Here is a 23,123-nt window from a genome sequence, read left to right on the forward strand (position 1 = left end):
CATTGATTTTCTGTTATTTATTGGTGAAATTGTCCTTGCTTGTGGTATTTTTGTAAATAAAAAAATCAATTTATTGTGGTGATAAGAACCCAAAGCAAAGATTTCAAAATGGATGGTTTATCAATAAAAGAAATAGAATTTAGGACAGGTTGTAGATGTCTTTTTACAGTAAGCTCAATGATTAACGTTACTTTTCATCATCATGCGAAATCGATTTACAGCTGTTCAATATTGCTAGTTGTTGGCTGACCTCGAAAACATTGTTTATAAATCCAAACATCATATGTTTATTAAATTGCTATGTTTTAGTGTTAATTTAAGGTAGGTTAACAATATGTTGCGGCTTGGCTGAGTATATGAGGTCGCCAATCCTTTAACAGTGATGTCGGTATTAATGTCATGTTGTCTAAGCACGTTTTATATAGTCGCTGGGCATGTAATTAGTCCTTATTAATGTTTATGGCGTAAAGACCTTAGCTTGTAAGTCACGATTGTCAGCATGAAGTTGTAAATCATCGTGTATATGAAATGGAGTATTTTCTAAATGAAAGCATCAATAATAGGCAGTCTGGTATTGTTATCGAGTACCTTGCCTTTTAATACCTTTGCCGAAGAAGTCACTGAACAACCTAATATCATTTTAATCTTTGCCGATGATGCAGGTTATGGAGACTTTGGATTTCAGGGCAGTAAGGTTATGCAAACGCCACATTTGGATGATATTGCACAGCAAGGGGTTATTTTTGAGCAAGGTTATGTCAGCGATGCAACTTGCGGCCCTTCAAGAGCTGGGCTTATGACAGGTAAGTATCAACAACGATTTGGTTATGAAGAAATTAACGTGCCTGGCTTTATGAGTGATAACTCGGCTTTAGATGGTGCTGAAATGGGGTTACCACTAGATCAATTAACCATGGCTGATTATCTTAAAAAGCAAGGTTATAAAACCGCTATGTTTGGTAAATGGCATCTTGGTAGTGCAGATAGATTTCATCCATTAAATCGTGGTTTTGATGAGTTTTTAGGTTTCAGAGGTGGCGACCGCAGTTATTTTCCTTACCCTGACACTACACATAGTAATATCAATGACATTATGTACGATAAACAACTTGAAAAGGGCATGGGTAACTTTGAAGAACGAGAAGGTTACTTAACTGATATTTTGGGTGATGCCGCGGCTGACTTCATCGAAAGAAACCAATCTGATCCTTTCTTTATTTACCTAGCATTTAATGCTGTGCACACTCCACTTGAGTCAAAGCCTGAAGATTTAAAGCAATTTCCTCATTTAACAGGAAAACATCAAGAACTCGCTGCTATGACATTAGCAATGGATCGTGCAACAGGTGTCGTCATGGACAAGCTAGATGCATTGAATTTAACTGATAACACTATTGTTGTTTTCACGAATGATAATGGTGGGCCATCAGATAAGAATGCATCAAACAATGCCCCTTTAGCTGGCACAAAATCAAATCACTTAGAAGGCGGTATCCGTGTGCCATTTATTATGAGTTGGCCTGCGAAAATTAAAGAAAATCAGCGTTATACTTATCCTGTAAGCACAATCGACTTACTGCCTACTTTTGTCGCTGCGGCGGGTGGTTTAGATACTGTTACTGATACAGATGGTGTGGATTTAGTTCCGTACATTAATGGTGAAAATACTTCACGACCACATCCAGTCATGTACTGGAAAAAGGAAACCAGAGCCGTTATCCGTGACGAAGACTGGAAACTTATTCGTTACCCAGATAGACCTGCAGAGTTATACAATTTAGCATCTGATACAGGCGAGCAACACGATTTAGCTGCGAAACACCCAGAGCGTGTGAGAGCAATGTTTAAGTCATTATTCGATTGGGAATTAACGCTTGAGCGCCCAAGATGGTTATTAAAGCGTAAGTTTGAAAAATATGATTTAGACAGAATGGATAAATATCGTGAGCCTGCAACTCAATAAGTATAAAAACAAAATAATAAGCCGGTGAATACAAATGAAAATTGAATCAGTAGAAGCCTTGTTGGGCTGCGTTGGCGCAAGAAATCAGTTACTTGTTAAAGTCGTGACTGAATGCGGCATCGTTGGGTGGGGCGAATCAGGTTTATCCAATCGTGAATATGCAGTGATGGGGGCTGTTAAACACTTTGCGTCATTCCTTAAAGGTAAGGACGCACGACAAATTGGCCGTATTTGGCAAGAATTATACCGCAGCCATTACTTCGAAGGTGGCCGTGTTGTCACCGCTGCCATCTCTGCAATTGATATCGCCTTGTATGACATACTAGGTAAAAAGTTAAATGTACCTGTATATCAATTACTCGGTGGCAAACAGCGTGACACTATTCCTTGTTTTGCTTGTTGTTACACAGAGGCTGATCCCGATAAACTTGACGAACTTGCCAAAGAGGCCTTGGCCTTAGTTGAGTTAGGTTGGACGACCATTCGAGTGATACCGAGTCGTTTTGATGATCCAGTTTACTTTGAACCGCAAGAGTCTATCACTCGCACAGCTCGCTGTTTAAATGACTTACGCAAAATACTGGGGCCAGATATTACCTTAGGTATTGATTATCATCATAGGTTGAGCGTGGCTGAAACCGCCTCATTTTGTCAGCGTTTAGCGCCAGACACCTTAGATTTTATTGAAGAGCCTATTCGTCACGAATCTCCTGATGCGTACAAAACTTTAAGAACCATGACAAACATTCCATTTGCTATCGGCGAAGAATTTAGCTCTAAATGGGCCGCCAAGCCTTATATTGAGCAAGGTTTGACGCAATATTTGCGTGTGGATGTGTGTAATATTGGTGGTCTCACTGAGGCGATGAAGGTTTCAGGCTGGGCAGAAGCACATTATATTGATGTCATGCCTCATAACCCCCTAGGGCCAGTTTGTACTGCTGCAACCAACCATTTTGCAGCAGCTTTACCTAACTTTAGTTTAATGGAAACCCATCAAGGGCCGTTCAGCCCATTTGGAGCCCATGATAAGGCACTATTTCCTGTGCAGCATACTTTATCTGGCCCTCAATTTACGGTACCTGAATTACCCGGCTTAGGTGTCGAAGTGAATGAAGCCGCGTTTAGAAAAGCGACGCCGATTGAAGTTGAAGCGCCGCATTTAAGCAAACGTGATGGTTCACATACCAATTGGTAGTTTGACTAGGGACTGATTGAATGCAGTAAAATAACAGCATGTGTTACAAGGGATGTTATGAGTAAGCTTTTTGATGCAAGAATTAACTATGTTGGTGAAAGCCCGTTGTGGCATCCACTTACGCAAACGCTTTATTGGGTTGATTTTCCCAATAAATTAATCAGAGGTAAGAGTGCTACACAAACTGTGGAATATCAGTTAGCAGAAATGGCTACGGCCATAGGTTGGATTGATGAAGCCCATTTATTAATTGCGACAGAAACAGGCTTATATCAGTTTCACTTATTAACTCAAAAAACAGTGTTAATTATTAATGTAGAACATACATTAACAACGAATCGCAGTAATGATGGAAGGGCAGATCCTTGGGGCGGCTTTTGGATCGGCACAATGGATAACGAGGCAACCCTCAATAAAGGCAGTTTTTATCGTTACTATCAAGGTGAGCTGACTCAATATATTTCAGAACTGACTATTCCTAATGGGATGTGCTTTGATAAGTCTCGTTGCCGGGCATATTACGCCGATTCACAGTCGCAGAAAATGTTTAGTCTTGAACTAGACCCTGAAAATGGTGCACCGCTAGCGGGCGTTAAGCCGACGTTATTTGCAGATTTTTCTTCAACAAAATTTTCACCCGACGGGGCTGTTGTTGATGCAAGTGGCAATGTGTGGGTAGCACTATGGGATGGCGCTTGTGTGGTGTGTATTTCACCATCAGGTGAAGAGTTATCACGCATTGATGTTGGGACTCTGCGGCCAACTTGTCCTGGTTTCGGAGGCGTTAATGCCCATCAACTTTATACGACGACAGCGCAATGTGGACTTGAACAAGAGCCTGTATTACCGCATGAACATGGCACAACACTGTTAGTCTCTGAGCAGATCAAGGGCGTATATGAGCCAGCTGTGATCATTGCCTAGATTATTGTTGTTTTTTCATTGAACGGAGTCACTGACTCCGTTTTTTTTATCTCGTCATTCTCATCCTGGATGAATTTCTTCATCTCTGAGTAAATCCGGACTTTCTAAGCTCAGGAATAATTTTATTAACATTCCTATAAACATATTGCCTATTTAAACATCATATGTTTAAATCTTGTTAATAAATTATAACTAAACCCTCTTATCAGTAAATTGTACCTTGGTGAAACTCAAGTGAATTTACCAGACATAAGCAAGGTTAACTGACTGCAAAAAACTGGGGATTTCACCGTGATAGAGACATCAACCGCAGACAACGCCATAACAAAAACGAATAAACATATTCAAGCCATTAAATTTTCGATGATTGCCGCTTTCGGTGGATTTGTATTTGGACTTGATGCTGCAAACATTTCTGGCGCACTTCGTTATGTGAGTTCTCAATTTGAGTTGACCAGTCTGCAAACGGGCAATGTTGTGGGCTGTGCGATTGTTGGGGTTATTCTAGCGTTATTTTTTACAGGCAGTTTATGTCAACGTTTTGGGCGTAAAAAGGTGCTGATTGGGATTTCGCTTACGTATTCACTATCAACAGTTATATCTGCATTTGCAGTAAGTTATGAAATGTTAGTGGTAGGTCGATTTATCGGTGGGGTTGCTTTTGCCTCCATCACAGTGTCCGCCATGTATATCGGCGAAATAGCGCCAGCTAAACAGCGTGGTCAGTTTGTGTCGGTCAATCAGTTATTAATTACCTTAGGCAGCCTCTGTGCATTTATTATTAATTACTTCCTTGTAAAATCAATTGGAAACATTGAATCATTAACAGATGAAAATATTTGGCGATTAATGTTAGGTTTCGAAATTATTCCTAACATCATATGGTTCTCACTATTATTGACCATCCCAGAGTCTCCTCGGTGGTTAATCAGTAAACAACGTGATCAAGAAGCCCAAACAGTCTTTGAAAGAATTACTGAGCAGGATGAAGTTGCCCCTTTGATGGCTGAGATTAAACAAACTGTTAAGCAAGACAGTAGCCAGTCAGTGATGCAGCAACTTAAATTATTATTCAGTAAGCCAATGCGGTATTTAGTGTTAATAGCCGTGTGTTATGCGGTGGTTCAAGGGGCAACGGGTATGAATGCGGTGCTATTTTATGCGCCTACCGTATTTGAACAAATAGGCATGAGTGTTGAAAACACCTTTTTGCAGACCATTGTATTAGGTAGTGTGTCGGTGTTGTTTACCTTAGTGGCTATTTTTACCGTTGAAAAACTGGGTCGAAAAGCGCTGACCGTGATTGGCTTGTTGTTAATTACCTTAGCCCATGTCTCTATTTGGTATGGTTTTGATAATGCAAGCTACGTGATTAACCAACCTGTGATTGAAAAGGTTGCAGAGCAGCAAGTTGATGCCGATAAATTGTTACCGTTATTAGGTAAACACTACCAAACTGACGTTGAACTCAAAGCTGACTTAGCGAGTGTATATACCAAAAAAGAGTTGCCGTTAGTGAGTGGCGCTGTGATTAACGCATCAATTAATATTAATCCAGCTTTTGTATTGTTCGGTTTATTTGCATTTCTCGCTGCTTTTAACATGTCAATTGGCCCAATCATGTGGGTCATATTTTCAGAAATTTTCTCCAGTCGAGTACGGAGTGTCGCTTTACCTTTCGCAGCATTAGTGCAAAGTATATCAAGTTGGAGTATTCAGCAGTTTTTCCCTTGGCAATTAGAAAATATGGGCGCTGCCAATACGTTTTTGTATTATGGTGGCGTGGCGTTTATTGGCTGCATTGTAATGTGGTTAATCTTGCCAGAAACAAAAGGTAAAACGATTGAAGCGATTGAACGAGACTTGGTCAATGCAAAATAGTGGCAAAGAAATGAGCTGCATTAATCCTAAAACTGGCTCATACAAGAAATATCAATAACACAAAACAATAATAGAGATAACTATGTCTGAACGTTTATTAGGTGAAGTTGCGATTGTTACAGGCGGCGCAGATGGTATTGGAGCTGCTATTGCACAAGAGTTTTGCCTGCAAGGTGCTAAAGTGTGTATTGCTGATAGGAACGAAGCACTAGGTATGCAAGTGGCAAGTCAACTTGTTGCTCAAGGATTTGATGCCACTTTTTTTGCCGTGGATATCTCAGATGAAACATTAGTCAATGCCATGGTTGCTCATACAGTCGCAGAGTTAGGTGAGCCAAGTATACTCATTAATAATGCTGCATTAATAAGTCCAGGCAATGATATAGATGCTGTGGGCGTAGATGCGTGGAAAAAAAGTTTTTCAGTTAACGTGGATGGAATGTGGTTTTGCAGTAAAGCCGTGTACCCATACATGAAAAAGCATCAACGAGGTAGCATAGTCAATGTGGGCTCGGTTCATTCTTTTAAAATTGTACCGGGTTACTTTCCTTACGCAGTGACAAAGCATGCCGTTATCGGGTTAACAAGAAATATGGCGGTTGAGTTTGCCCAATTTAATATCCGCGTAAATGCGTTATGTCCAGGTATGATTGAGACGCCTATGGCATTCAAGTCATGGGATAATACCGATGACCCACAAGGCTCACGTAAAGCAATGGGCGACGTACATCCATTGAAACGTAATGGCACGACAGCTGAAATTGCCAAGCCTGCATTATTTTTAGCCTCAGACGATTCAAGTTTTATGACTGGCCAAAGCTTAGTTGTTGACGGTGGACGTTCTGTTATTTATCACGATTAATTATCATTGATGTTGACGTTGACTCGTTCTTTCGTAAAGGCTTTATCAGGCAAGAAAGAAACCAATGTTGAAGTGATTACCTTAGCAAATGCACGTGTATCTATGAGCATCGTACCTGAATTAGGGGCTAAGATTGTCTCGTTAAAGTCGTTAACGAATCAATATGAATGGTTGCAGCAGTCACCTTATTCCAAGATGTCAGTGCCAGAATATGGCGACTCCTTTATTAATGGATTCGATACGGGAGGTTGGGATGAATGTTTTCCAAGTATTAAGCAAGAGATTTACTCAGCAGAAGGTTATAAGGATTTAGCGCTGCCAGATCACGGTGAACTATGGTGCTTACCTTGGAAGATAACTAAAATCATCGAAACTGATAACTTTGTGACATTGTCTTTATGTTGCCAAGGTAGGCAGCTGCCATATCAATTTACTCGTAGTATTACTTTACATAAAGACAGTCATGAATTTGTTATTCACTATCAACTGGTCAATCTTGGTCTTAATCCACTGCCTTATATGTGGTCAATGCATCCAATATTTGCTGCGCAACCAGGCATGCAAATACAACTTAGTGACAACATAAAACAATTTTATACAGATAATGGCTTTCATCGGTTTTTTAATCATTCAGAGTCTGTAATTCATTGGCCATACACTTACGCTCCTTCCAACATCGATAGCCTAATTGAAAACCATACCTTTAAAGCAGGTACTCAGGCTTTAAATCAGCCCTTCGCGAGTCAGTCCTGCGATAATCAGCGATATTCTCAATATTGTTGTTTATCTTATGTGATGGACAAACAAAGCCATTTTGCATCAAAGCTCTTTAGTAAGCCCATGAATAACAATGCTCAAAATAACTTGATCACAGTGGCACTGACTCGTGATAACGGTGCGCAGCGCTGTGGCTTTTCGTATTATTCAGATGAAGTGAGTCATGTTGGTCTTTGGCTCAATTATCAAGGATGGTCAGGAAGTGCATTAGCACCAGCCTATGTTGTTGGGCTGGAACCCTGTATAGGCGGGCATGACTCACTGCAACAGGCCATGACTAAAAATGAATATGCGCAGGTTCCTGCGAGCGGCAAGCACAGCTGGAGTGTTAGCTGTTTTATCGAATAACTGTCTGAATTTACGCTATTAACCAATCTTGCTTTAAAACCCATGTCGAGGGTAAAACATTTTTTTAACAATTTTAAGAGAATCTCTGCCGATAGGATTGTTATTTTAAACATCATATGTTTAAATAGTTATCATGTTATGTGGTTGTGAATTTTTACTTGTGATGAGACCTATTAATAGGTGACTTAGCTTTGCGCTAACTAGGCAAGCAGTTAACAACGAGTAATGTTTTAGAATGATACAAATGGAGCTGTACTAATGCTTTATAAAAAACTTTATATCGGTGGCGAGCTTGTTACAAGCAATGTAACGACAGATGTTGTTAATCCAGCAACATTGCAACCTGTAGGCAGTATCGCCGCTGCAGATATTCCACATGCTGAGCAAGCATTAGTGGCAGCAGAAAATGCATTTCCGATTTGGTCGAAAACATCGATTAAAGAGCGTACTGATTGGATGTTTAAACTCCGTGATGCGGTAGTAGAAAATGAGCAGCATTTACGAGATTGTATTCAGCTAGAAATGGCAAAGCCTTGGTCATCAACGAAAGATGATTTCCAAATGTTAGTCGATAGTTTAGAGTTTTATGCTGATGCGATGTTAACCATGGAGCAAGAGCCGCTCGAAGACAAAGAGGGCACCCATTCACATGAGTTAAGACGTGAACCGTTAGGGGTCGCTGCCGCGTTTTTAGCTTGGAACTTTCCTTTACTTAATTTGGCTTACAAAATAGGTCCTGCGATGGCTGCAGGCTGTCCCATTGTCATTAAACCATCGGTAAAAACGCCATTATCAGCTTATGCAGTAGGTGAACTTTGCGCTCAAATTGGTTTGCCAGCCGGTGTTGTTAACATCATATCGGGTCCTGATCATAAAGTCGGAGATGCTATTTCGTCATCCACTATTCCAGCACTTTTAACATTAATCGGTTCAACCAATGTAGGTAAACATGTTATCGGAACCGGTGCGACATCGATCAAACGATATTCAATGGAACTAGGTGGTAATGCGCCCGCTATTGTGTTTGCAGATGCAGATTTAAATACTGCTGCTGATGTCATAAGTGGCGTTAAATTCAGTAATGCGGGTCAAATTTGTGTAACACCAAACCGCGTATTTGTGGATGAAACGATCGCTGCACAATTTATCGACATGCTACTGACTAAAGCAAGCAATGTTAAGGTCGGCTTCGATAAAAATGCAGACATCGATATGGGACCTTTAATGGATGAGGCTTCTTGGATTCGTATTGATAATCTCGTTAAGGATGCAATCAAACAAGGTGCAACACTACTTACAGGTGGCGGAAAGCCAAAAGGATTAGAGACTGGCTACTACTATAGTCCGACCATTTTGACGGGTGTCACACCAGAGATGGCGATATATCAGGAAGAAATCTTCGGTCCCGTTATTTGTATTTCAACCTTCTCAAACGATGAGGCTGTGCTAGCTGATGCTAATGATACTGATGCGGGCTTAACCTCATATATTTTCACCCAAAACGAAACCAGAATTGCCCATTTTTCGAGTGAACTGAGGTTTGCCGAAGTGCAAGTTAACGGCATTAAATATGCGATTAATCTGCCGCACTTTGGGATCAAGCAGTCAGGAGTTGGGGTTGATTGTTCGTTGCTAGCGCTCGACGATTACCTTAGCTACAAACGTATTTCACGTGCTCTTTAATCAGTATCTAGGATAGTTACTCATGAAAATTATTGAAATAAAAAGTCACGTACTGCAATACGATCTTGAAGAAGAATTGGGTTATTCACAGCAATATTACGCTCAAAGAACAACCCACCTTGTTGAGGTTATAACAGATGCTGGGATTACAGGTTGGGGTGAATGTTTTGGTGGCGGCGGGATCGCTTTTGCAAACAAAACCATAGTCGAGAAAGTTATCCAACCAATGATCTTGGGGATGGATCCATTAGACAGAGAAGTGATTTGGCACAAAGTCTATAACTTGATGCGAGATCATGGTCAGAAAGGGATGCCAATCCAATCCTTATCAGGTGTCGATATTGCCTTGTGGGACATTGCAGGAAAATTCCACAATCAACCCGTTTATAAGCTACTTGGCGGTGCGTTTAGAGAACGTATCCCTGCTTATGGTTATGGGATGATGTTACAGCGCTACGATGATCTGGAAGCTCGATTTACTGATGAAAGTGCAAGAATAAAAGCGATGGGCTTTAACGCAACCAAGATGAAAATTGGATTAAGCCCTGAGCGCGATATTAAATTAGTCGAAGCGGTACGAAAAGGCATTGGCGATGACATGCGTTTAATGGTTGATGCTAATCATGCTTACACCGCAAGAGAAGCGATTCCACTAGGACGTGAGTTACAAAACCTCGGCGTTTATTGGTTTGAAGAACCTGTGGCACCAGAAGATAAACAAGGGTATCGCGATTTATGTGAAGCCTTAGATATGACTATTGCTGGTGGCGAAGCTGAGTTTACTCGTTGGGGCTTTAGAGATCTCATTGAAAATCGCTGCGTAGACTTATTACAGCCAGAAGTCTGTGCACTCGGTGGCATTACTGAGTATCAAAAAGTGCTCGCAATGGCGCACGCACATTTTATTCCAGTGATTAACCATGTTTGGGGCTCTGCCATTGCGGTAGGCACAAACTTACACCTTTTGGCTGCATTACCTGATTTGCCAGGTGCTGCCCATCCAGTTCAACCTATGCTCGAATATGACACAACGCCAAATAGATTTCGTGAAGACTTGTTAAAAGAGCCATTAAACATTCTTAAACAAGTTAAAGAAAATCAAGGAAGTGTTGCTTTACCTCAAGGTCCAGGGATCGGAGTCGAGCCAGATCCTGACTTTATTAAGCATTACGAAGTCTCTTAATAGCATATCGAGAACATTCTCATGATAGAAAAATCATCATCTCAACCTGCATTAATCGCGGTTGACTGGGGAAGTAGTAACTTTAGATCCTTCTTATTGGATCAACGGGGTCAAATATTATCTGAAGTAAGCGCAGCAAAAGGCATGCTTAATTTAGACAAAGAGCAATTCGAATCAACCTTATTACAACAGATAAGTCCTTGGATAAATGATCAAGGCAAAAATGAAAACAGTTCAAATACCAAAAAACGCTTGCCAATACTGATGGCCGGAATGGTTGGCAGTGCGCAAGGCTGGAGTGATGCAGGTTATATCAGCTGTCCAGCGGATGCCATGCAAGCGGCTGAACAGTTACATAAAGTGAATAATCAAGCGCAACTTAATATTCACATTGTGCCAGGAGTAAAGTGCCAAACGAGTAATTTACAACCCGATGTCATGCGCGGTGAAGAAGTACAGGTATTTGGCGCAGTGGCTTTATTGGAGCAAGAGTTAGGCTTATTAAATAACGCACAACTTGAAAAACTCGTGTTTTGTTTACCTGGTACACACTCAAAGTGGATCAAAATGGCAAAAAGTGATGCGGGTGACGCAGTAATTGATGATTTATCTACGCATATGACTGGTGAGGTTTATAACCTGATTGTTGAACATAGCATTTTAGGTAAAGGTCTATCCAACACCAATAACGAAATGGCTTTTGATATTGCGAGCTTCTTGCAAGGCGTTCATACCAGTCAACGCGAAGGTGGATTATTACATCATTTATTTAGCGCCAGAACATTAAGGTTAGAACAGCGCTTAACTGAATCAGATGTCACAAGTTATATTTCTGGTGTACTCATTGGGGCAGAACTCAATGCAGTACTGACATCATCGCCTAATCTTGAACATATTTATCTTATTGGTGGTTCACAACTTAATTATTTATACAGCGAAGCATTAAAAGAATTGGGGTATTTATCAACGACGGTTAGTAGTTCGAAAGCGTCTGCCGTTGGCATGTTAAATATCGCAAAACAAGCAAAACTTGTAACATCAAAGGACAATGGATAATGACTATTTCATTAACAGATGCATTAAAAGAATTACCTTTAGTGGCAATTTTACGTGGCGTGACTCCTGAAGAAGTGATCGCTATAGCTGATGTACTTGTAGCAGCAGGATATCGTGTAATTGAAGTGCCACTGAATTCTCCTAATCCTTATGAAAGCATCAAACGCTTAAGTGAAAAGTATGGTGAATCTGTTGTAATAGGTGCAGGGACGGTAGTATCGAAGGAGCAGGTTGATTTAGTCAAAGAGGCGGGTGGGAGAATTATTATATCGCCTCATGCAGATATCGACATTATTCAATACAGTAAAAAGCTGTCTTTATATAGCGTTCCAGGTTTTTTAAACCCGACTGAAGCTTACGCCGCAATTAATGCAGGTGCAGATTCATTAAAGTTATTTCCTGCTGATACAGTTGGTCCTAAAGGATTAAAAGCGATGTCAGTTGTGCTACCAAAAGAGATGCCGATTTTACCAGTAGGTGGCGTATCCCCAAGTACAATGAAAGCGTTTTTAGATGCTGGAGCCAGTGGTTTTGGTTTAGGTAGCGGGTTATACAAAGCGGGCATGTCAGCTGAGCAAACGAAGCAAAATGCATTGTCTTATGTTGAGGGGTTTCAAGCCGCCGTTAACATTCATTAAGTAATAAATTGCTAAATTAATTACCTTTTTATTTTACCTTGTTAGTTGCCTATTTCACTTCTGTATCTTTAGCAGCCGTAAGGCTGCATTTTTTTTAGTTTTTTATGCTACTTAACCGCTATTAATTTTTATGACCTATAACAAATGGCTAAAAATATAGAATAAAGACCAAGGTGTTGATTGTTTTCAATTGACACTGTAAACATACTATGTTTCTATAGGACTTATGAGTGAATTAATATATTACGATTTAAAATGCACCCAAGGAATGTCTCCAAGTCTATCGGTGCAAGTCGCGAAAGAGCTTGGTCGCAGAATTGTGTCAGGCGCTTTTGAAGCCCATAGTCTAATTGATGATGAAAATGCATTAGCTGCCCGTTATCAAGTTAGCCGAGTTGTTGTTCGTGACGCAGTTAAAATCCTCGTAAGTAAAGGACTGTTAGAAGTTCGACGTGGAATTGGTACTCGTGTCCAATCTAGAGATAAATGGAATATGCTGGATGACGATATTCTTGCATGGCATTTATCTGCGCCACCAAATCTTAGCTTTTTAAAACAATTGATGGATGTGCGATTAGCTTTTGAGCCTAAAGCGGCTAGGTGGGCTGCTGAGCGTGCTACTGCAGAAGATTTAGCCGACATCGAATCAGCTGTTGAGAGAATGGCTCAAGCTAATAATACCGCAGAAGATTTTATCATTGCCGATTCACTGTTTCATAAGTCAGTGATGAAAGCCGCCAACAATGGCTTTTTAGCGTCAATGGAAGGAGTGATTTACTCTGCGTTATTAGTGAGTATTAAAGTCACGAATAAAGACCCTCGTGAAAATGGGGCGTCGGTGCCTTTTCATCGAGAAGTTTATGAAGCTATTGCAGCTAAAGATGGTGATAAAGCAGAAAAGCTCACTGAAAAATTGCTGAATGATGCCAGTATTCGACTTTCTTTGACTCAAAACAGCAATTAATCGTCTCTGGCGGTTGTCTATTGTCCTAAAATCAGATAAATAGTATGTAGTTATTTTTATGGACAATATAATTACATGAGTGAATTAACATACTACGATTTAAGACGAACAAATTCGATGTCACCGAGTTTACCTGTTCAAGTGGCGAAAGAACTGGGTCGTAGAATTGTTGCCGGCACCTATACTCCTGGGACGTTAATTGATGACGAAAACAAGCTAGCTGAGCGCTTCAAAGTTAGCCGTGTTGTAGTGCGTGATGCCGTTAAAATTCTAGTAGGTAAAGGCTTATTAGATGTTCGCCGTGGTATTGGTACGAAAGTTAAAGCGAGAAATCATTGGGCTTTACTTGACGATGACGTACTGGCTTGGCACCTTTCAGCACCACTAAATCCAGAGTTCCTAACTCAGTTGATGGAGTTTCGACTTGCATTTGAGCCCAAAGCTGCATCGCTAGCGGCCATGAATGCGACCGATGAAGATATTCAAGCAATAGCCGCCGCCCTTGAAGAGATGGCTTCTTCAACCAATGATGTTGATCGCTTTGTCGTTGCCGATGCCCACTATCATGGCGCAATTCTACGCGCATCTCACAATGAATTATTTATTTCTATGGAGTGTGTGATTTTTTCATCACTTTTGGTCAGTATTCGAGTCACCAACCAATATGATGCAGAAAATAAAAGCTCAATTCCATTTCACCAAGAAGTCTTTGATGCCATTAAAGACCGTAATGGTGAGTTAGCGCAATCGTTAACTGAAACACTATTAAGTGATGCTAAAGCACGACTGACGCAGTTAATGAAGTAAGTTTCTCTTACTCGCAATCATTGTTAAGTTGTAAAACATAAGCCCAACAATAGTTGGGCTTTTTTTGTGCTGACTAAAAACTTAGTGAATATATTTACATTGTTTATCTAAACATCATATGTTTAAATTTGTTTAATAAGGAATCGAAGCAACGTGTTGCTCAATCAGTTAAAAATCAATTGATGTTATTAAAGGAATTATTGTGAGCGGGTTTAATCAAACAAAGCAGGGCGATGTGCAAGAACATCAATATTTGCACATGAACGAGGACAAACAAAAATACAGTCAATCTCAATTAGATGCCGCAACGCATTTATTAAAGCAGCGACAACAAGCTATACCTGTTTCGGATTTACGAAACAATGCGCCTAAGACACTTGATGATGCGTTTGCTATTCAACAAATCATGATGGCTCAAACCTCCAGTGAGCATATTGGGTGGAAATGCTTAATTCCACAACAAAACGGGAATGTGATCGTTGCGCCATTATTATCCCAATTAGCCGCAGAGCAGCAAGATTGTTCAATAAAATCAATAAAAGGTTATGCCCTAATCGAACCTGAAATTGCATTTGTATTAGCAAATGATTTATCTGCAGGTCAAACATACAGTAATGCTGAAATCGATGATGCAGTAGGGGAAACACGCTTAGCATTAGAATTAATTGAACCACGATTTTCTAAAGACTACGATGCCAATCATTTTGAACGCTTAGCTGATGGCTTAAGTAATCAAGGCTTGTATTTAGGCCCAGTTATTGACAAACCTATTGCTTATAAAGCTGCAAAAATTGACATTAATATTAGCCAAGAAAAAACTGAGCAAGTCTTTGCAGGTGTTCATCCATGTGAGTTACCTCAGAACCCACTCTATTGGCTTGTTTATCACTTAACAGCAAGAGGAATATCATTGAGAGCAGGGCAAGTTATTATTACAGGTTCCTATTGTGGTGTTGTAAAGGTAGCGATGAATAGCCCTGTTAACATTAATTACCAAGGGATAGGCCAATTTTCAGTGAATTTTACTGGCTAAGGCTATGGCGGGAATTTATTAAAACAAACTGAGTTATTCGTCGGTTTTACCATAACTCAGTTTTTTTATGTCGTCATATTAGTCTAGGTGTTTACTTGAATGAATCTAATTTGATTTCTCTGTCAAAAATTCTTATTTTATTTTCTATTATTGTATAAATTATGTTGACTCAGTGACATAACGACATTATTTTGCATCTCCATTTTTGACTTACATTACCAACAAGGAAAAAAATCATGACAGAGCCATCAGCGATCAGTTTGATCCCGCCAGTGGTTGTTTTGATATTAGCAATTGTATTAAGAAGACCTATTTTAGCGTTAGTAATAGGTGCTGTTGTGGGTTTATTAATGCTTGATCCTGTTGAAGCATTAAATAATTTTTCGGAAATATCGTTAAGTGTCATGGCTGATGAAACCATTGGTTGGTTAATCTTAGTATGTGGCACGTTTGGTGCGCTAATCGCTTTACTCGTTCGAACGGGCGGGGCATTCGCATTTGGAAAAAATGCACTGAAGGTAGCTAAAGGCCCTAAATCATCATTAATGATGACATTTGTTTTAGGTGTTGCCATTTTTATTGATGACTATCTTAATGCATTAACTGTGGGTGAAACCATGAAGCGAGTGACGGATAAATTTCGTATTTCTCGTGAAATGTTGGCGTATGTTGTCGATTCTACAGCCGCACCTATTTGTGTTCTCGTCCCTTTATCGGCGTGGGCTGTGTTTTTTGGCGGCTTACTTGTTGATAACGGTATAGCAGAACCTGGGCAAGCAATCTCAGTTTATATGCAAGCCATTCCATATATGCTTTATGCATGGGTTGCTGTGATTATGGTTCCTTTAGTCATTTTAGGGGTGATGCCGCTTATTGGTCCGATGAAAAAGGCTGAGTTAAAAGCAAAGCAAGGTATTGGGATACCGGTTGATGAGTCAGCTGATATTCAAACCAGTAATGACTATGCCGTTAAGGCGATGGAAGATGAATTTAAAACGGCTGATCAACAAGGAAAATTACATAATTTCCTTGTGCCGATTATGATGCTTGTTGGTTTTACCGTATATTTTGATATTGATGTGTGGCTTGGTTTGTTAGCGACCATGACAATTACGATCCCTTATTATGCTGTGCAGCGTTTAATGCCTTTTGCTGAAATGATGGAGCAAATGATTGATGGCTTTAAAAGTATGTTACCCGCAATTGGGACAGTGATAGCAGCATTTATTTTTAAAGATGTATGCGATAAGTTGCTGTTACCTCAATATGTAATTGAGAGCTTAAGTCCCTACATGACAGCACAGTTTTTACCTGCAGTCGTGTTTGTTGCAATGGCATTATTAGCCTTTGCTACGGGGTCAAGCTGGGGGATTTTTGCCGTATCGATTCCCATTGTTATGCCGCTTGCTCAAGCAGTAGGCGCGGACATTCCGTTAGTGATCGGTGCATTACTTTCAGCATCATCCTTTGGGAGTCAAGCTTGCTTTTACAGTGATTCTACAGTGTTAGCAGCGCAAGGTGCAGGGTGTAACTTAGTCAGCCATGCCATCACTCAGTTGCCATACACTTTGATTGCGGCAAGCATCACCGTGATAGGTTTTATTGTGATAGCGTAATTGTGACCACATGAAGTCGACGCGACTTATCTGTTGTGGCTAATGATGTTAAAACCAGTGCTTGTCACTGGTTTTTTATTATCTGGAGTTCAGCCTAATGAATGACAAGAACACTGAAAAGTTTACGGGTTGTAAAATGGCGTTAATTTCAGGCCGACAGTTGGTTATGTATTTAAGAGATAACCTTGCAACCATTCCTTATCCCAATTGTTGGGACTTTCCAGGTGGTGGGCGTGAGGGGAACGAAACAGCTGAAGAGTGTGTGCTTCGAGAATTGTATGAAGAGTTTTCACTTGTTTTAACTAAAGCGTGTTTGGTATATAAACAAATCGACATTAATCAAACTGGTAATGGTAACGCTTATTTTTTTGCAGCTCATATTGATAATGAACAGCTTGATAAGATTAGGTTCGGAAATGAAGGCCAATATTGGAGGCTGATGGATATTCAAGATTACCTGAATCACCCACAAGCTATTAACTCTTTACAGCAGCGACTTAAACGATATCTAGCCGAAATAGATTATTGATGAATACTTAAAATGAAATCAACTAAAACAAGGATTTGTTTTGTATATTCCAAAAAATCTAAGAATTAATGATTTAACATCACTCCATAAGTTTGTTGCTGATTATGGTTTTGCTGTCATCACAACTGCGGATCTAACAGCGTCCCATTTACCCTTATTACTTAAACCAGATGAAGGTGAATTGGGCACACTCTATGGCCATATGGCTCGAGCTAATCAGCACTGGAAGATAGCCGATGGGCAGTCAGTTTTAACTGTTTTTTCAGGCCCACATGGCTATATCTCGCCAACATGGTATGAGAGCAGTCCCGCTGTACCCACATGGAATTATGCGGCTGTACATGTAAAAGGGACTGTCACATTGACAGACGATGAAACAACCTTGTCTATACTTAACGACACTATTGCGAAATATGAACCCAGTTTACTGAGTAGTGAAACCCATGGTCATGATGGTTTTATACCGCCTGACTATAAATTGAAGCTAGCCAAAGCGATAGTGGGCTTTAAAGTAAAAATCGATTCAATTGAAGGCAAAAATAAATTAGGCCAGCATCGTTCTCTGGCCGATCAAAAGGAAGTGCTTGCTGGACTAAGCGAATCAAGTCGATTAGACGATCAGGCGTTACTGGCATATACCAAACTGCACTACCAATAACATGAGTAAGCCGCCCATTTAAAAAATCAACATGAAACACCAGTAATCAGTAGTCTATAAGCACATACAGTAAATCGCACAGTAGGGAGCGACAGTGAATCAGCATAATAAGTTTGAGTCTGTTCAACCGGTAGACGGGTATTATATCGATACGGATAAAACTAAAATCGATATAAATGTCGTCTATGGATATATTTCCAATTCTTACTGGGCGAAAGATATCCCAATTGAAGTGCTGACCAAAGCCATTGCCAATTCATTATGTTTTGGTGTGTATACCGTGGATGATCAACAAGTTGGTTTTGCCCGTCTAATTACTGATAAAGCCTCTTTTGCCTATCTCGCTGACGTGTTTATTCTTGAGCAACATCGAGGTAAAGGATTAAGCAAATGGTTAATCCATGACATTATGACTCATCCTGAAATTGTCGGTTTACGAAGAATGATGCTAGCGACACGTGATGCTCACGGATTGTATGCTCAGTTTGGTTTCCTCCCAATAGAAAATCCAGAAATTTTAATGCAAATTTGGCGTCCTTCAATCTATTTAAGCTCTCAAAATGATGATTAAAAGACGTTAAAACGATGTAATAATCCATATATCGAACAAGATAAATGTAATCAATTTGCACATTCTGTGACATTTTCAGCTGTTTATTTATTTTCAACCCAGCATTGATAAGTTAAAGTAATTACTTAATATTTTACTATTTTGTTCATTACTTTGGATTTGGTATGTCGAATTCTCAACAAATTGATAAGACACAAGATTTAGATTTTGTCCGTAAAGCAACGCTCGATACGATCGCAAAGACCATGATTCACTCAAGTGAATTACATGGGTTTGGTTTGTTTGCTACAGATGCCATTAAAGATGAGCAAATTCTTTATTTATTTGATGGCCAAGTGGTATCAATTGCAGACTATGAAAAAATCGAGTCGCTCATGGCAAAAGACATTGCCCCTTATTCGAATTACATTTTCATGGAATGTAATTACCTCAATAATGAAACCTTATTAGTCAGAAATTTCAGAACTAAATACAGTTATATTAACCACTCAAGAACGCCGAATACTGAAATCCGGTATCACCCAATGCGTCTAGTGGCTATCAAAGAGATTCAAGTTGGTGAAGAACTAACAATTGATTATCGCAAAGAGCAACTTTCTGACGACTATCTAACTAACCCAGAAAAACAATTTTTATAATAATAAGAAATCGTTATGCCGAAAATTCGCGTTATGTGTGTACAGCCTATTGAGGTTGATTCAGAGCAATATGAACAACTCATCAGTAAGAAAAGCCGTATTGGCAAGTTAATTGGGACATTTGATAGAAACCATTTCAAAATTGAATGGCTTAAACAATTCAACGCATTACATCGTGATTTATCAAATTTTAAATGTATTTATCGCAGTGAAGAAAGCAAGGTTTCAAATCTTTTATTAAAGCAAGATCTACAGTCTATAGACTTTCATGTAAATGGTTTGCATGACATCAGTGAGTATCTTGATCTTGAAAATACAACCTATGAATTGGTTTTTGATCAACGATTTTTTAACTTTGTTTTGGTTGTTGAAATACACTTAAACTTACCTGATGACAAAACAGCTGAACTATTATCAACAGAGCTGACAGCAGATGAGCTCGCAGAAAATCAAGGCGCTGATTTTTATAATAATCTGAGAAATTTATTAGTAAAAGAGCACGACACTAGCGCACTCAGTCAATGGGGTAATGCAGTACGTTTAGAAGTGTGTAAAAGAATTCAGGCTATTAGCCATATTCCGTTAAAAAGTAGCCACAGACCATTAGCTTATATCGGTAATAATTCAGGAAATTTCACTTTCTTTGTCGAAGCTAGCCCGCAAGATAAACAAATGAAGCAGCAGTTTCTAGCCTGTAATGCCAAAGCTGAGCGTGTTAAGGGTAATAATACGACAATTATCGATAATGATTGTGTACATTATGCCTTTTTCAGTCGTTTTCATACGATTATGACGTTAGATATAGGACGATATTACCGATTTGCGCCGATTCAGCATCATATTCAATCAACTTGGTATTACGTCAGTTTTTATAGCCGTGTTTTAGATAAACTAAATAGTCATATTCTTGCAAATGACTCGAAGAAAACCCTTAACTCAAAACGTAATGTTATTGATGAATATATTAATAAGATTGAGTTGCTACGAATGAATAACGAAAATTTCAAATTAGCAATTGAGTCAGACAACGAAGATGTTTATCAAAAAATTGAGTCTAAATGGAATGTCGAAAGCAGCCTAGAGCATGCTAAAACTTATGTTAGTTTTTTTAAAGACTATTTAGAACGTGCTTACGCTCGTAAAGCAGAGCAATCTAATCGTCGCCAAAATCAAATATTGTTCATCATATCCTGTATCCAAATATTGGGGTTGATTAGTATTTGGAGTGATTACCTAGGGTTAAGTAAAATAGAGCGCTTTATTAACTCAACAGGTATTCATACTGGTTCCAATGTCGACACCGTTTTGCAAATCAACACTTGGTTACCACTGGGCCTTATTGCAGTATTGGTTTTGTTGATGATGTTGGCTTATATGCGCCGAGACTAATCATCTTAGAAAAGAAAAAAGGAGCAATTGCTCCTTTTTTTATTGGCTTTGTATTTTTTGGTGTTTAAAAAAACGCGTTAATGGCAGCCAGATAAAGCCACAAAATAACCCACCGAGAACGCCAATAAAATGAGATTCGGTCGCGACACGTGCATTGATAATAGCGCTGACACTTTCGCTGGCACCAAAGTACATTTCGTATCCCACTTTGGCGAACACACCTAGCAATAATAAATAACCTGAATTATAGCCTTTTCGTATATCTAATAGGGCACCAAAGGTAAATAGGCCATGTAATAACCCGCTGAGTCCGACATAACCTTTAAGCTCTGGAAAAAACCAGTAAAGACCTAATCCTTCTAATACACACAAACTGATAAACAACGAAGCAAACTGACTTATATGGCCTTTGTAATGAGATTCATGTAAAAATAAAATAACCCAAAAGCCTGCAAGGTTCATTAATAAGTGCCACAAGTTTGTGTGTAACAAATTACCTGTGATGATGCGCCAGTACTCACCTTGAGCGATGTTATCGTAGCGATAACTTAATAGATTATCGACATCAATTGTTCCCAATGGGTTCATCGACAAAACAAAGAATACACAGCATGTAATACTGACCAAAATTGCAAAGTAATAGGCACTTGCACTGTTACGACTTCTTCTTGCCATGTTTTAAGTCCGTTTTACCTTATAATATTGTTTATTATAGTGAATCGTTAACACTTTGCTTAACTAAATGCTGTTAAACACAGTCAGGCAATAGAGGTTTATGGCTGACGTTTCAAATCACCTAGCGATTTGTTGGTAAATGATTTGATAAAGTGACACGCGTTTTAACGTGCTGACTTACGATCTAAATCAGCCATAACGCTTTGACGATTGTTAAGGTAATCTTCTAAACCTCTTTGTCTCAATAAACAAGCTGGGCAATCTCCACAACCACTGCCTTTAATGCCGTTGTAACAGGTTAAGGTGTCATCTTTAACGAGAGTGAGTGAGTGGTACTTATCGGCCAATGCCCATGTTTCAGCTTTATTCAGCCACATAAGGGGGGTAACAATATTGAGCGGTTTGTCCATACCAAGCTCTAATGCTTGTTGCATTGATTTCACAAAATCATTTCTGCAATCTGGATAACCTGAAAAATCAGTTTCACATACCCCAGTGATGATTGCATCGCAGCCTAATTGATAGGCATAAATCCCGGCTAATGTTAGAAATAATATATTGCGACCAGGAACGAAGGTACTAGGTAGGCCATTGTCCATTAATTCATGTGAAACCGGAATTGCATCTCGTGTTAATGAAGAAATGGCTAATTCATTTAATAAACTGACATCCATGACTTTATGGCTTGCTACTTTAAGCTTTTTTGCAAGCGCTTGGGCAATGTCGATTTCTTCTCTATGGCGTTGACCATAGTCAAAGGTAATGGCATGGACTTCATCGTATTGAGTCAAGGCTTGAATAAGGCATGTGGTGGAATCTTGACCACCTGAAAAAACTACAATTGCTTTGGACATTAAAATCACCGGAAAGACAAATATAAGGTAATGGACGAAAGTCATCATTACTATGTACATGTTTGTCTGTTTATTAATAACAAAAGTACATTTTATCTTATCCAGCATAAAGTTGGCAAAAACTTGCAGCTAGAAACAAAATCATCTATAAATGCGCCCTTGAAATTAATAAGGCTTGCAAATGAATTATCCTGTAAACGAAGTATTTGAAACAATTCAAGGTGAAGGTAGCTTTACCGGAGTACCTGCCATTTTTGTCCGTTTACAAGGCTGTCCAGTGGGTTGTGCTTGGTGTGATACTCAGCAGACCTGGGAAGTGTTAGCTCAAAACAAGGTAAACCAAGCTGATGTCATTCAAGTTGATGGCACTATTGGACGTTGGGCCGAGCATGATGCCAGTAGTTTAATTCAAGCTTTTCAAGCCAAAGGATATACCGCAAAGCACATTGTACTGACTGGCGGCGAGCCATGTATGTACAATGTCACTGATTTAACCAGTGAGTTTATTGCTGCAGGTTATGCTGTGCAGATTGAAACCAGTGGCACTTTTGAAGTGCTATGCCACGACAAGGTCTTTGTGACGGTTTCACCTAAGGTAAACATGAAAGGCGGATATGAGGTGCTTGAGCAGGCGTTAACACGCGCGAATGAGATTAAGCATCCCATAGCAACACAAAAGCACATTGATGAATTAGATGACTTATTAGCAAATATTGATACGCAAGATAAAGTGGTGTGTTTACAGCCAATTAGTCAAAAAACCAGAGCGACTGAACTTGCGATGAAAACATGTATTGCTAGAAATTGGCGCCTTTCGATTCAAACGCATAAATATTTAGATATTGATTGATTAAAAAACCGCTCATTGAGCGGTTT

The 23,123-nt window shown here is 39.5% G+C and carries 22 protein-coding genes; 20 read left to right on the top strand and 2 right to left on the bottom strand.

Translation table 11 applies throughout. The features are described 5' to 3' along the window. Positions 1 to 544 precede the first annotated feature (544 nt). The 19 genes from SJ2017_RS09860 to SJ2017_RS09950 all read left to right on the top strand — a co-directional run bounded on the left by SJ2017_RS09860 (position 545) and on the right by SJ2017_RS09950 (position 20,718). Positions 545 to 1,963, top strand: a complete 1,419-nt coding sequence (locus tag SJ2017_RS09860; RefSeq protein ID WP_080915642.1) for a sulfatase-like hydrolase/transferase — start codon at positions 545 to 547, stop codon at positions 1,961 to 1,963. Between the two features lie 34 nt (positions 1,964 to 1,997). After that, on the top strand, positions 1,998 to 3,161 hold the full coding sequence (locus SJ2017_RS09865; RefSeq protein ID WP_055024032.1) for a mandelate racemase/muconate lactonizing enzyme family protein: 1,164 nt from the start codon (positions 1,998 to 2,000) through the stop codon (positions 3,159 to 3,161). A gap of 57 nt (positions 3,162 to 3,218) precedes the next feature. Then, complete coding sequence (locus tag SJ2017_RS09870) at positions 3,219 to 4,085, top strand: SMP-30/gluconolactonase/LRE family protein (RefSeq protein WP_080915643.1); 867 nt, start codon at positions 3,219 to 3,221, stop codon at positions 4,083 to 4,085. Positions 4,086 to 4,376: 291 nt separating this feature from the next. After that, positions 4,377 to 5,966, top strand: a complete 1,590-nt coding sequence (locus SJ2017_RS09875; RefSeq protein WP_244899793.1) for a sugar porter family MFS transporter — start codon at positions 4,377 to 4,379, stop codon at positions 5,964 to 5,966. An 82-nt stretch (positions 5,967 to 6,048) separates the two neighbouring features. After that, positions 6,049 to 6,828: an SDR family NAD(P)-dependent oxidoreductase gene (locus tag SJ2017_RS09880; protein ID WP_055024030.1), complete on the top strand. Its 780-nt coding sequence runs from the start codon at positions 6,049 to 6,051 to the stop codon at positions 6,826 to 6,828. Positions 6,829 to 6,846: 18 nt separating this feature from the next. Then, entirely contained in the window at positions 6,847 to 7,953 is a 1,107-nt protein-coding gene (locus SJ2017_RS09885; protein WP_167692910.1) for an aldose epimerase family protein, read from the top strand. A 258-nt stretch (positions 7,954 to 8,211) separates the two neighbouring features. After that, entirely contained in the window at positions 8,212 to 9,636 is a 1,425-nt protein-coding gene (locus tag SJ2017_RS09890) for an aldehyde dehydrogenase family protein (RefSeq protein WP_080915645.1), read from the top strand. Positions 9,637 to 9,658: 22 nt separating this feature from the next. Then, a complete protein-coding gene (locus SJ2017_RS09895; protein WP_055024027.1) occupies positions 9,659 to 10,819 on the top strand; it encodes a mandelate racemase/muconate lactonizing enzyme family protein in 1,161 nt (386 codons plus the stop codon). Positions 10,820 to 10,840: 21 nt separating this feature from the next. Beyond that, entirely contained in the window at positions 10,841 to 11,875 is a 1,035-nt protein-coding gene (locus tag SJ2017_RS09900; RefSeq protein ID WP_080915646.1) for a 2-dehydro-3-deoxygalactonokinase, read from the top strand. Next, positions 11,875 to 12,513: a 2-dehydro-3-deoxy-6-phosphogalactonate aldolase gene (locus SJ2017_RS09905; protein ID WP_244899794.1), complete on the top strand. Its 639-nt coding sequence runs from the start codon at positions 11,875 to 11,877 to the stop codon at positions 12,511 to 12,513. The genes SJ2017_RS09900 and SJ2017_RS09905 overlap by 1 nt, the downstream gene beginning before the upstream one ends. A 226-nt stretch (positions 12,514 to 12,739) precedes the next feature. Then, positions 12,740 to 13,477 carry a FadR/GntR family transcriptional regulator gene (locus SJ2017_RS09910; protein ID WP_065108157.1) on the top strand — a complete coding sequence of 246 codons (738 nt, stop codon included), beginning with the start codon at positions 12,740 to 12,742 and terminating at the stop codon, positions 13,475 to 13,477. A gap of 75 nt (positions 13,478 to 13,552) precedes the next feature. Then, positions 13,553 to 14,284: a FadR/GntR family transcriptional regulator gene (locus SJ2017_RS09915; RefSeq protein WP_167692911.1), complete on the top strand. Its 732-nt coding sequence runs from the start codon at positions 13,553 to 13,555 to the stop codon at positions 14,282 to 14,284. Positions 14,285 to 14,486: 202 nt separating this feature from the next. Next, positions 14,487 to 15,317 (top strand): hypothetical protein, encoded by an 831-nt coding sequence (locus SJ2017_RS09920; protein WP_080915648.1) that lies wholly within the window; start codon positions 14,487 to 14,489, stop codon positions 15,315 to 15,317. A 236-nt stretch (positions 15,318 to 15,553) separates the two neighbouring features. Further along, positions 15,554 to 16,933: a Na+/H+ antiporter NhaC family protein gene (locus SJ2017_RS09925; protein WP_080915649.1), complete on the top strand. Its 1,380-nt coding sequence runs from the start codon at positions 15,554 to 15,556 to the stop codon at positions 16,931 to 16,933. Positions 16,934 to 17,030: 97 nt separating this feature from the next. Continuing rightward, on the top strand, positions 17,031 to 17,462 hold the full coding sequence (locus SJ2017_RS09930) for an NUDIX hydrolase (protein ID WP_080915650.1): 432 nt from the start codon (positions 17,031 to 17,033) through the stop codon (positions 17,460 to 17,462). A 40-nt stretch (positions 17,463 to 17,502) separates the two neighbouring features. Further along, a complete protein-coding gene (locus SJ2017_RS09935) occupies positions 17,503 to 18,120 on the top strand; it encodes an FMN-binding negative transcriptional regulator (protein WP_080915651.1) in 618 nt (205 codons plus the stop codon). Positions 18,121 to 18,214: 94 nt separating this feature from the next. Next, positions 18,215 to 18,691 carry a GNAT family N-acetyltransferase gene (locus SJ2017_RS09940; protein WP_080915652.1) on the top strand — a complete coding sequence of 159 codons (477 nt, stop codon included), beginning with the start codon at positions 18,215 to 18,217 and terminating at the stop codon, positions 18,689 to 18,691. Between the two features lie 164 nt (positions 18,692 to 18,855). Then, positions 18,856 to 19,329 carry an SET domain-containing protein gene (locus SJ2017_RS09945; protein ID WP_055024018.1) on the top strand — a complete coding sequence of 158 codons (474 nt, stop codon included), beginning with the start codon at positions 18,856 to 18,858 and terminating at the stop codon, positions 19,327 to 19,329. A 15-nt stretch (positions 19,330 to 19,344) separates the two neighbouring features. Beyond that, positions 19,345 to 20,718: a hypothetical protein gene (locus SJ2017_RS09950; protein WP_080915653.1), complete on the top strand. Its 1,374-nt coding sequence runs from the start codon at positions 19,345 to 19,347 to the stop codon at positions 20,716 to 20,718. 39 nt (positions 20,719 to 20,757) lie between these two features. Here SJ2017_RS09950 and rrtA read toward each other — a convergent pair whose 3' ends face one another. Both rrtA and queC read right to left on the bottom strand, forming a co-directional pair. Continuing rightward, the gene (gene rrtA / locus SJ2017_RS09955) at positions 20,758 to 21,393 is read right to left on the bottom strand and encodes a rhombosortase (protein ID WP_080915654.1); all 636 of its coding nucleotides are present in this window, start codon (positions 21,391 to 21,393) and stop codon (positions 20,758 to 20,760) included. 164 nt (positions 21,394 to 21,557) lie between these two features. Beyond that, a complete protein-coding gene (gene queC, locus SJ2017_RS09960) occupies positions 21,558 to 22,247 on the bottom strand; it encodes a 7-cyano-7-deazaguanine synthase QueC (protein WP_080915655.1) in 690 nt (229 codons plus the stop codon). Positions 22,248 to 22,428: 181 nt separating this feature from the next. Here queC and queE point away from each other — a divergent pair, with 181 nt between their 5' ends. Beyond that, positions 22,429 to 23,097, top strand: coding sequence for a 7-carboxy-7-deazaguanine synthase QueE (gene queE / locus SJ2017_RS09965; protein ID WP_055024014.1), 669 nt, complete (start codon positions 22,429 to 22,431; stop codon positions 23,095 to 23,097). Positions 23,098 to 23,123: the final 26 nt, after the last annotated feature.

The organism is Shewanella japonica (assembly GCF_002075795.1).
Lineage (GTDB): Bacteria > Pseudomonadota > Gammaproteobacteria > Enterobacterales > Shewanellaceae > Shewanella > Shewanella japonica.